This is a genomic window from Bacillus infantis, from assembly GCF_020171945.1.
GTDB lineage: Bacteria > Bacillota > Bacilli > Bacillales > Cytobacillaceae > Bacillus_AB > Bacillus_AB infantis_A.
The window spans coordinates 61,542-72,963 of sequence record NZ_JAIVAP010000022.1; the positions used below are offsets into that span (position 1 = coordinate 61,542).

Consider the following 11,422-nt stretch of genomic DNA (forward strand, 5'->3'; position numbering starts at 1 on the left):
AAACCAATATGGTTTCTGCCTTTTTATTATTTATATTGAACTTCTGCCAGAGCCGTAAAGTACCCTACCAACAGTGAAGCATCTGGCATGGACATCTTTTTCTTTAAAAATATGATTTTCATATCTGCACTTAGTTCGCGTTTAAAGTCTGCTTTTGTTGTCCAGTCACTTATTGGAGAAACTCTTGCGTCTATAAACTGCTGAACTTCGATGGCAATTTCTTTTAACTCCGTATCTGGTCTCGTGCCCTCAAACACTTCCATAAGCTTGTTGTAATACGGTTCCTGTTCAGAAGTAAGGCCGCTATTTGTCTTGCCCTCTGCCTTTTTGACCAACTCTTCACGAGCCTCATACAGTTTATCAAGCAGTTCATATATATCCATCTGACGATCTTTAAATCTCTCAATTAATTCTTGAACCTTCTCTTTTAAGGATGTATAAAAGACCTCATCCTCTTCCATCTTGACGGAAATTTCTCGTTTGATAGCATGTTCAATTTGAGCAGCCTTCGTCTCCGGCTTCACATTTTCTTCAACGTCTTCTTTGAACGCTGCATCAAGAATAGAAACTGGTTTTCTCACCTGTATTCCTTCGGATTGAAGGTGCTTATAAATGAGCTCACGGACCTTTTCACCGCAGTCTGATATATCCATTCCGTCTTCAACAGAGAAACGGGATTTGGCAAGCTGACGGATCATCCCGAGATGCTTTAGATCACCAACAAACTTCTCGGCTTTCGGGCTTGGCATAACCTTATCCATACTCTCTGCAAATCGTTTATACGCAATATCGAAATCTGTGCGAACATCTTCTTCTTTCAGCCGAAGAATGCTGTCTTCACGCTGCGTTTTCTTTAACCCGTCAAAATACCTCATAGCTGACCGATGACGCTGCTCGAGCCTTGGCAGTTCTTCATCAATAGACTGTAGGGCTCCTTTTACATCATTGGCACTAAAGATTTCAAGCGCTTCATCTAAGAAGCGTGAAACTCCGAAGTAATCAACAATAAGTCCATAGGATTTGTTATCATCGTACTTTCGGTTAGTCCTAGCAATGGCTTGAAGCAAATTGTGCTCTCTCAGTGGCTTATCAAGATACATAACCTGTTCAATCGGGGCATCAAATCCTGTCAGGAGCTTGTCGCACACTAACAGCATGGCCAGCTTATCTTCAGAAAATGGCTTTTTGAATCGATTGATCAGCTCTTTCTCTTGCTCCTTCGTAATATGATGGTCCCGAAGCTCTTTTACATCATTGTGGCCCCCTGAAAAGATAACCGCTGTTTCAAACTGACCAGCTGCATATTGGTCTATCAATGCTTTGTAGCGTACCGCAGCCATTCTTGATACGCATACCACTTGTGCTTTATATCCATTTACCAAAATTCGTGATTCAAAGTGCCGTACAATATCAAGTGCAATTTCATCCATCCGATCGGGTGCTGTCAGAATAAGAGATTCGTTGACATGTTTTTGCTTGATCTTTTCCCTGGTATCTTCATCATATTCAAAGAACACACGGTTAAACAGCTCATCCAGTGAGTCTCCTTTTACATGTACATTCGGAAGACGAGATTCATAATGAATAGGAACCGTTGCACCGTCTTTAACCGCTTGTTCTATTGTATATTTATCTATATACGATCCAAACTTACCGGTAGTGGAGCGCTTTTCTTTCTCAATCGGTGTTCCTGTAAAACCGATAAATGTAGCGTTCGGCAATGCCTTGCGCATATTCAGAGCGAGCCCCTTATACTGAGACCTGTGTGATTCATCTGTCATGACAATAATGTTTTCTGCTTCAGAAATAACAGGAAACACTGGATTCCCACTGTCATCTTCAGCAGCCTGAAATTTCTGAATCAGGGTCATGACTGTTGCACCCGGACCTCTTTCAAGCTGGCGCTTCAAATCCGCCACAGAAACGGCTTGGGTGGGATTCGGAAAACCACAATTTTGAAAAGTTTTCGTGATTTGTTCATCCAAGTCCTGGCGATCTGTAACAATCACAAGCATCGGATTCTGAAGACTGGCTTCACGCCTCAGTTTCATGGCCATATACACCATGGTTAAAGATTTCCCTGATCCCTGCGTATGCCATACAACCCCGCCTCTCAATGATGGCTTCTTTTCGGTCACAATACGCTGGATCCCTTTATTCACGGCACGGTACTGCTGGTAACGGGAAAGCTTCTTCACCTTCCCATCAAACACGATAAAGTTCCGCATTAAATCAAGGATGGATTCCTTCCTGAGCATACCCGCAGCCATTATATCTTGGGCGCGATCACTTCCAACTTCCTCAAGCGTTAGTGGATATGGATCCTTCCAGAGTCCGTAATGCTGAGGACGCGCAAAAATAGTACCCACCCGCGCACGGTCCCGGCTCGTGACAATCAGCATCTGATTGTACCAAAAAAGTTTTTCATTGGTCTCCTGATAACGATCGAATTGACGGACGCCTTCCGGCAGCTGCTTGTCCCACTTGAGTTTGGGACTCTTGCATTCTATTAAAACCAAGGGCAAACCGTTTATGTACAGAACAAGATCCGGACGGATTGTTCCGTTTGCATTTGTATAGGAAATCTGATTGACAGCCAAAAATTCGTTGTTGCTCTCGTCTTCAAAATCAAACAGCTGCACCGTCTGATTCTTTTTGCCGGCACCGACATCCTGAAGAACGGAAATCCCCTGCCCAAACAGCCAGTCATACATCGTTTTATTGGCGTGCCAAAGATCTTCTGCCTGAAGGGAAACGAGCTGCTTGACGACCTTTTCAACATTGGTATCACTCATCCACCCGTTTAGGCGTTTGATGGATCCTGCAAGCCGGGCTTCCAGCACCACATTCCCCCGACCGTTCCGCTCAGAATCAAGGCTCGGCCCACTTAAGTAGGTATACCCGTAACCCTCAAGCTGCTCGATTAAAGGCATCTCCACTTCTGTATATTCATACTGATCCAATTCCCCACCTCCATCGAAAAGTTGAAACGCCTGTTTAGCCCCGACAAGCATAAGATAGATTGTGAGGAGGCTGTACCGCCTATGCAAGATAGCTTATGACCTCGAGGGCTAGGCGTTGAAACTAGACACCACATCATTGAATTTTTTATAGCTTTACACGAATCTTTCCTGTCAAAAGTTGCTGCAAAAGTCCCTTTTTTAATTCAATATACTTAACCTTTTCTTTTTGATAAGAATTAATATGTTCATCTACCGAAGAAAGGATTTCGGCAATTTTTTGTTGTTCTTTCAAAGGTGGAATAAGTACATCTAGCTGACTCAGGTTTTTTTGACTAATACCTTTAGCAGTTGTTCCAGTTGCATTTTTATCTAAAACGCTCTGAAAAAAAGGTGACATAAGAAAATGTTTGAAATAATCATTGTATAAATCTTCATCCGTTTTAAATGCTATAACACGTTGGCTTAAAATATATTTATTATTGTCAGGAACTTGGGCAACGTTCCCTAACGGGGCCTCCATAGTCATTAGAATATCCCCTTTAGATAAATCTCCTTTTGTCATCCATCTATCATATAATTCTAGAGAACCCAAGTAACATTCCGCTGAAAAATCGATATATCCCATTTTCACATTGTTAGCTGATAATGCAGCAATACTTCCCTTTCCCCACTCTAGACCTAATTTTTTAGGAGTTCTCCCTCTAAAATCCAAAATGGTATTAATATGTTTAAAGAAATTAGCAACTTCCCACCCAACAGGAATCTCCCCAAGCTCCGTCATCTTAAACTCCGTATGCCCAATCCCTTTCGTAAGCAATTGTTGCATCAAACCTTTTTTAAGCTCTTTAGTTTTTTCAATGAGCTGTTGGGTGTTCTCAATTTGCTCATCCACGGCAAAAAGGATTTCGGCTATCCTTTCTTGTTCCTTAAGGGGAGGGGACATAATGAATAAGTTACGCAATTCACCACCGTTAATTGCTGTGAATGTACTTCCTTGACCAAGCGATTCAAATCGCGTTTTGGCATTTTGCAAAGTATAATATAAAAACCATGGAATACTTTTTCCATTAATTGCTCGAATTGCTCCTAAACCACGACCAATACATGACGTTTCTCTACACATATTAACTGCGCCAACAGGGGCTCTAACTGATATTAAAACATCATTTGCTTCAGCAATTTTAGTTGGCTCATTGCACCATTTTCTTACTTGAGGATACTTACTACCAAATTCTGTCTTACCTTGATAAAATGGTAACCCATCACCTTGATCATTATAACTAGATGAACTAGGGGATTGACCCATAATTATTTCAGTCATTGATCCTAGGTTACTAACCTCCCACTCAACAGGAATCTCACCAAGTTCTGTCATCTTATAACCATTATGAACTGTTCTTTTTTCAACTATCATCATACTTCACCAATCCCTAATTCCTGCAAGAAACGGTTCAGCTTTTCTTTATTCTCAGCCTGTTTCGCTTCAAGTTCTTTAATCTCGCATAAAACAGCTGAAAGATCTACTTGCTCTTCTTCTTCCGATTTATCAATATAACGGGTGATGTTCAGGTTGTAGTCATTGTTCTTGATTTCGTCCAGTGACACCACACGAGCGTATTTCTCAACATCCTGATACTCATCAAACGCCTTAACCATCTTCTCGATATCCTGTTCGCGCAGCGTGTTCTGGTTCTTGCCTTCCTGATACTCAGCTTCCCCTGCGATGAACAGCACATTCCCTTTCTGTTTTGGGGCTTTATCCCGATTAAATATCAAAATACACGCAGGAATTCCCGTCCCGTAGAAAAGATTCGAGGGAAGGCCTACAACGGCTTCAAGCAAATCAGACTCCAGAAGACCCTGACGGATTTTCCCTTCTGCACCGCCGCGGAAAAGAACGCCATGCGGCATAACCACTCCAGCCATACCGTTTGACTTCAATGAAGCTACCATATGCTGGATGAATGCATAGTCCCCTGCATTCTTGGGAGGGAGTCCATGCTGAAAACGGCCGTAAGAATCATGTTCAGCCTCTTCGCGTCCCCATTCTTTCAATGAAAACGGCGGATTTGCAATAACACGGTCAAACAGCATGATTTCCCCGTCTTCCACAAGCTTTGGCTGACGGATGGTGTCCCCTTTTACAATCTGATGATCAGGAAGCCCGTGAAGCAACAGGTTCATCTTTGCAATCGACCACGTACCTAGGTTTTTCTCCTGGCCAAAAAGAGAAAGAGTCTGAGGGTTTCCTCCTTTATGTTTTACGTAATCCACTGACTGAATGAGCATGCCACCAGAGCCACAAGTTGGATCATAAACACGCATGCCTTCCTCCGGCTTGATGAGTTTCACGATCAGTTCAACGACTTTCGACGGCGTATAGAACTCCCCGCCCTTTTTGCCTGCATCGTCCGCAAACATTTTGATTAGATACTCATAGGCACGTCCGAGCATGTCCGGCTCAGAGAGATTCTCGTTTGTTAAATTCAGCAAAGAGAAATGCTGTAGGAGGCGCTGAAGAACACTATCCGTTAGGACTTCTTTTCGGTTAAAATCAATCGGTGTTAAAACACCTTCAAGCGTTGCATTTTCATTTTCCAATGCTTCAAACGCCACATTAATTGCAGAACCAATATCCTCCGCATGTTTCCGTACCTCTTCCCACTTGGCGGTTTCTGGGACAAAAAATTGATACTGATCTGGATCATCAGCAAGCAGAATACCTATTTCTTCTCCATGCTCATTTATAAGGTTATTTTTCCTTTCTTCTGATACATCGCTCAGACGCTTCAAGAACAGCAGTCCAAAGATATAATTCTTATAATCACTTGAATCAACAGAGCCACGAAGAATATCTGCTGATTTCCATAGGTGTGATTCTAATTCTTGTAATGTTAATTTTTCCATGATGTTCCCCCCAGTATTTCACTATTAAGTATAAGTCTATTTAGAATTTGAAAAATATTGATGTGACTACATCGCCTTTTCTTTTTTTAAAGCTCTATACAAGGTGGATGCAGAAACACCTGTCATCTCTTCAATCTCCCGAATAGACATGGAACGAGAGTTGTACAAGGTTAATGCGTGAATAAGCTTTTTTTCATCTATTTTTGGCCTTCCTCCTTTTCTGCCTCTTGCTCTTGCTGCTTGTAGTCCAGCCATTGTCCGTTCACGAATAATATCTCTCTCAAACTCAGCTAATACAGACAACATCCCGAACATCGCTTTACCAGCTGCAGTTCCAGTGTCCAAGTTATCTTGTATGCTTACAAATTCCACTTTCTTTTCTCTCAGTAAATCGGAGATTTCAATTAAGCGTTTTGTTGATCTAGCCAATCGATCCAATTTATATACCACAAAGGTGTCTCCAGCTCTCAGAGTTCGAAGGGCAAGAGAAAGTTCTATTCGATCATCCTTTGCACCGGATTGCTTTTCTTTAAAAATTTCACTGCATCCGAATTTCTCCAAAGCATCCAACTGCAAATCCAATGACTGATCAGTTGTGCTTACACGTGCATATCCAATTTTCAATCGTTTGCACCTCCAGATTAAATCTTACCTTGATTTTATCAAAAAGGTACCTATTTGTAATATAGTTTTTGGGAAAAGTTTTGACATAAAAAAAGCATAAAAACAGACTCAAAAGAGCCGACTTTTATTCTCCACCAAAAACCATCGTTTATGATAATCGAATTTATTTCCCCTCTCATTTATAACTCTAAGTTTCGACACCTCCCTATAACTTGAAATTGCTGGTTTGCTTTTGGGTGTCAATTCTTCTGAGTTATGAAACCGTATGTTTTAACGAAAACAAAAAAAGCCGACTAATACTGGTCGGCTTCCCAATTTCTTTATTCAACTAAAGCACCCGTTACTTTAAGGACATAATTTCACAAACCTTATAAAAGATTGGCTACTATTATCAAATTTCTTCGTAAAATGTGATTCTGTTTGAGAAAGGGTCAACAACTGTTAATTCAATAGTATCCCAAGGTGTTTTTTCTATAGCTGGATTAGAGTAGTGATATTCCTTTTTTGATAGAGAAGAATGAAAATTTTTCAAATCATTTATTTTAATTCGAATTGCACCACCTGGAGAAGAGTCGCCATGATGTTCGGATAGATGTAAAACAGCATCATTTAAAGAAACTTGAAAATACAAAGGCATATTTTCTGCATATTGATGTTTCCAATCAATTTTAAAGCCTAAGTATTTAATGTAAAACATAAGAGTTTTCTCCATATCAAAAATTCGAAAGATGGGTGTAATCATTAAAAACAGCACTCCTGTACACATTTGGATTAGACATTCCATTATTAAATCTCGTTAAGTCAACTCTAATTGGATATTAGACATCTTATTAGCAAATTCCTTCTTCCACTAATCTGCCCCTTTAGTTTAAGTACTCCCAATTTATATATCAAATACATATCCAAAACCTTTAAGTTATGGACCTGTACTATATAATTTGATTATTTCCTTTCCTTCTGAAAGTCGCAAAATAATAAGAAGTTTTGCAATCCCCGTATGCAAAAAAACCGTAACTAAAAGTTACGGTTTTTTTATATTATTCTAATTTTCAGTCTTATCTAGACTTCGTTTTATATCCATAGCCGCTAGTGGGCTCCACTTCTTATAACAGCTCCTTGACTAGTTCGATGATAACAATTAGAAGTCTTATGATTAAACGGACCATTGGATTCCCCTCCTTGCAATATATTTGCAAGAATAAAATAGGAATCCTTGTCCGATCCTTTTAAATTTTCCTAAAAAAAATAGGCGACCGTCATCGCCTTAATCTTTCTGTATAAAATCTTCTATCCAAACTGCGATGTCGTGTAAGCCGATACTTTTGTCCGTCACTATATTGACCGTGAAGTCTTCTGCTAATTTTGGAGGAACATCGAGTTCCTTGCCATTCAATCGAAGGAACATGTATAGGGACGCAAAGGCTGTCCGCTTGTTCGCATTATGAAAAGGATGATTCTTGGCCAGGCTCTGATATAACGCTGCTGCTTTTAACTCCAGAGTATCATAGGCGTCTCTTCCTAAAACAGATTGTCTTGGTCTCTCTACGGCACTTTCCAGCATACCCATATCTTTCACACCCATCATTTCCCCCGGGGTGTATGCCTTTATCTGATGGTGGTTCAAGAAAATGACTTCCTTAACCGTTAAATATCTAACTTCCATCCATTATCTCTTGGCCAGACCTTTAAAAGTCTCGTCGTACTTTTCCATCATATCGCTCATCATTTCCAGAAACTCATCATCAATACCTTTTGGAAGGGAGGGAGCCTTCTTCCTGGCCTTCTGGATTTTCACAGTACCATCTTCCAAATCGAATGCGATCTTGTCGCCTTGCTTTAAATTCAGATGGTCCAGCACTTCAGCCGGGAACGTCACTCCCAGGCTATTGCCTACTCTCGTCACTTTTCTTTCCACATCTTTCACCGCCATATGCATGTTATTACCTCCTATTCTTAGCTTATGCGGCCTTTTTTATAACAGTACCAATAAATTATAACGTTATAACCGTTATAATTTATATATATATTATAACACAATCATTTCTATTTGAAACATTTTACAGTGGGAAAACCCAATACCGATCAATGCGCAAAAAATAAAAAGACTGAAGGCAAATCTGATCATAAATGCACTCCCATTACATTTTTTCTAATGATTGCGCCTGATAATTTTCTCTTTAATCCATGGCAAACTAAAATGATCATTTTCTACTCCGGGAACACACCGGGGGCAATATTTTCTGTTTAAATGGAGGCTATCATCCAAAGGCAGTATTTTAATTCATGTTCCGGAAAGGATCTGTTGCAATAGTACAGCGCTTCACTTTTCATACTCCTAGCTACTCATTACTATCTATTTATATTCCAATACAAGGTTGCCTGGCTAATGCCAGTAGCCATTACTATTTGACTGATCGAATATTCTTTTGAGTTGTACATTTTGATAGCAAGCTCAACCTATTTCTTATTTGCAGCCGGACGACCACCTTTTCTTCCCTGTAATCGTCAACCCAAAAGTTGACCATGTCGCTCATATAAAAGTTGACCACCCTCTTGTTATTTCGAGTACGTCTCTTTGAGACGATAGCTTTCTCCATTCATAGGGATGATATGGGCCTTGTGGGTAACTCGATCCAACAAGGCGGCGGTCATCTGTTCATCGTGAAATACTTCGGTCCACCTTCCGAACTCTCGGTTGCTGGTGATGATCATGCTTCCCCTCTCATATCGAGCAGAAAAGAATTGAAACATTAACTCTGCTGCACGTTGGTGATAGGGGATATAGCCCAGTTCATCAATAATCACAACATCTGCAGTCAGCCATTGCTTTTCCAGCTGGAGAAGTTTTTTCTCATCCTGGGCTTCCATCAACTCATTGGCTAGTCGGGCACCTGTGTAGTACTTCACTTTATGCCCCTGATTAATAGCTTCCTGGCCCAAGGCAATGGATAAATGTGTTTTCCCGGTACCTGAATTTCCGATGAATAAAATATTTCTCCTCTGTCTAATGTAATCTCCTTGGAATATATCCAGTATACGTCTTTTAGGGACATGGGGAGCCTCCTCAAATCGGAAAGAGAGGAGGTCCTTATGAACCGGAAATTGTGCTTTATTCCGGGCAGATTCTATTTTTTTCGCTTCCCTCTCAGCGACCTCAATTGATAAGAGGTGGTAGAGGAATTCTTCATACGTAATCTGCTGCTCAGTCGCTTCCCGAAGGTATGCATCAAGCTGCGCACGAACAGTCGGGAGGCGGAGCCTTTTTAGATACTCGTCCATTTGATATCGATGTGAGTTCAATGCATGTATCTCCCTTTCTGTAATAGTCCATCATACGAACTGAAAACGGGCGGTTTTACCGAAACAACTGGCCCGTTTTGATAATCGATGGGGGCCGGCCTTCCCATTTCCGGCTGAGTAAGTAAATAAATGAAATGCCTCGCATGTTCTGCTGTATATAATTGTTCGTGAAGACAGTTTTCCACCGCCAGGCCAATCGCTTCTTTTGAAAACTCCCGATGGAGTTTAAGTAATTTGATAAACTCTTTCCCATGTCCATATTTTGAAAGTGTCCGATTGTAGAATTCCTGATAGCTGACGGGCAGATCAGCCTTTCGCAGAGGCCGTGCATGTTGTATTGACCTCGGCTTTCTCTCCAGTTCATCAAGATAATGGTCCACCTCAAAAATTTCTTCGGAATGGTCGTAGGAACGCTCATGATTGGCAACACAGACATCATCCAGCCAAATTTCAACTCTCTCTACATATGCCAATACCTCTGCGTCTTTCCTTCCCGAGTACCTTGTCGGTACGGAGTAATAATTTGTGTCAAAGTTCACAAGGGATAGGCTGTTGATCGTTGCTTTTATTTTCCTTGCGCAACGGTGGGTCCCTAGGATTGGCAATAGTGCTTCTTTCTCCTGAACAAAACGCTCCCCCACTTTTTCTTTTGTCCTTGGCACAGAGGAATTGTCGTATTGATCGCATTTTTCCTTAAGGTATTGATTTAGTTCCTCCAGGCTGCCCACTTGCGGGACAGGGACCAAGAACTGAGACCTGGCTGTTTGGACCAATTTCTCCACCTGGCCTTTTTCATTTCCCTTGGCAGGAGCACAGTACTGGGAGTCAAACAGATAGTGAGAACGGAATTGAGTGAACGCCTCCTGTTCTTCACGCTTTGTTCCCTCAAGGACCTTCTTAACAGCTGTCTTCATATTGTCGTACACTATTGTCTTCGGGACACCTCCAAAATAATCAAATGCATCGGCATGGCCTTGAAACAAAGCTTCTTGCCTTTGATGGCGAAAGACTTTAATAAAGATTTTCCGGCTGAACAAAAGCCTCATACAGAAAAGCATTACTTTCATTTCAATCCCGTTCAAAAGGATGAAGACTTCGCCCCAATCAAACTGGGCAAACTCTCCGGGATCGAATTCCAACGGAATGGAGGAAGCAGGGGGATTATGTTGCTGCTTATACTGGCGTACGAATCGGCGGATAGTAGATTCTCCACCCTTAAAGCCGTATTCATCTACCAAGCGCCTGTGGATCTGCGCAGCACTGTGGCGCTGTTTTCTAGGGGCATGTTCATCCTCTTCCAACCAACGGAGGATGAGTGGTTTGACCGGATCAATCACAGGATTAACCACTGGCTGGTTTCGTTGATACTTTGGAATTTCCGTTTGTTGCAGTGCTTTTCTAATTGTCTGCCTAGATAAATTAAGATCTTTTGCTAATTGCCGGATTGAACGTCCTTCTTTAAAATGCAGTTTTCTGATAAGCTCAATATTAGCCATCTTTAACATCCTTTTTCCTCCCAAATCATACAGTTCTCGACAAACTTATGATAAGGGATGGGTGTTAAGGGTGGTCAACTTTTTGGTTAGCGAAAACCGCTAAAGTGGTCAACTTTTATTTTAGCGTTTACA

Annotated in this window: 10 protein-coding genes; all 10 read right to left on the bottom strand. The window is 41.2% G+C overall.

The window, feature by feature from the left end; all coding sequences use genetic code 11:
* Positions 1-26: 26 nt before the first annotated feature.
* The 10 genes from LCM00_RS21295 to istA all read right to left on the bottom strand — a co-directional run bounded on the left by LCM00_RS21295 (position 27) and on the right by istA (position 11,299).
* On the bottom strand, positions 27-2,963 hold the full coding sequence (locus LCM00_RS21295) for a type I restriction endonuclease subunit R (RefSeq protein ID WP_224905805.1): 2,937 nt from the start codon (positions 2,961-2,963) through the stop codon (positions 27-29).
* 145 nt (positions 2,964-3,108) lie between these two features.
* Positions 3,109-4,380 carry a restriction endonuclease subunit S gene (locus LCM00_RS21300; protein ID WP_224905807.1) on the bottom strand — a complete coding sequence of 424 codons (1,272 nt, stop codon included), beginning with the start codon at positions 4,378-4,380 and terminating at the stop codon, positions 3,109-3,111.
* A complete protein-coding gene (locus LCM00_RS21305; RefSeq protein WP_224905809.1) occupies positions 4,377-5,870 on the bottom strand; it encodes a type I restriction-modification system subunit M in 1,494 nt (497 codons plus the stop codon). Before LCM00_RS21305 ends, LCM00_RS21300 begins: the two co-directional genes overlap by 4 nt.
* 66 nt (positions 5,871-5,936) lie before the next feature.
* The gene (locus LCM00_RS21310) at positions 5,937-6,494 is read right to left on the bottom strand and encodes a recombinase family protein (protein ID WP_224905811.1); all 558 of its coding nucleotides are present in this window, start codon (positions 6,492-6,494) and stop codon (positions 5,937-5,939) included.
* Between the two features lie 391 nt (positions 6,495-6,885).
* On the bottom strand, positions 6,886-7,260 hold the full coding sequence (locus LCM00_RS21315; RefSeq protein ID WP_224905843.1) for a glyoxalase superfamily protein: 375 nt from the start codon (positions 7,258-7,260) through the stop codon (positions 6,886-6,888).
* A 498-nt stretch (positions 7,261-7,758) separates the two neighbouring features.
* Positions 7,759-8,157, bottom strand: a complete 399-nt coding sequence (locus tag LCM00_RS21320; RefSeq protein WP_224905813.1) for a type II toxin-antitoxin system death-on-curing family toxin — start codon at positions 8,155-8,157, stop codon at positions 7,759-7,761.
* A gap of 3 nt (positions 8,158-8,160) precedes the next feature.
* The gene (locus LCM00_RS21325; protein ID WP_224905824.1) at positions 8,161-8,430 is read right to left on the bottom strand and encodes an AbrB/MazE/SpoVT family DNA-binding domain-containing protein; all 270 of its coding nucleotides are present in this window, start codon (positions 8,428-8,430) and stop codon (positions 8,161-8,163) included.
* Positions 8,431-8,843: 413 nt separating this feature from the next.
* On the bottom strand, positions 8,844-8,939 hold the full coding sequence (locus LCM00_RS21330; protein ID WP_318247644.1) for a helix-turn-helix domain-containing protein: 96 nt from the start codon (positions 8,937-8,939) through the stop codon (positions 8,844-8,846).
* 111 nt (positions 8,940-9,050) lie between these two features.
* Positions 9,051-9,794, bottom strand: coding sequence for an IS21-like element helper ATPase IstB (istB, locus tag LCM00_RS21335; protein WP_224905726.1), 744 nt, complete (start codon positions 9,792-9,794; stop codon positions 9,051-9,053).
* Complete coding sequence (gene istA, locus LCM00_RS21340) at positions 9,791-11,299, bottom strand: IS21 family transposase (protein WP_224905828.1); 1,509 nt, start codon at positions 11,297-11,299, stop codon at positions 9,791-9,793. The genes istB and istA overlap by 4 nt, the downstream gene beginning before the upstream one ends.
* Between the last annotated feature and the right edge of the window lie 123 nt (positions 11,300-11,422).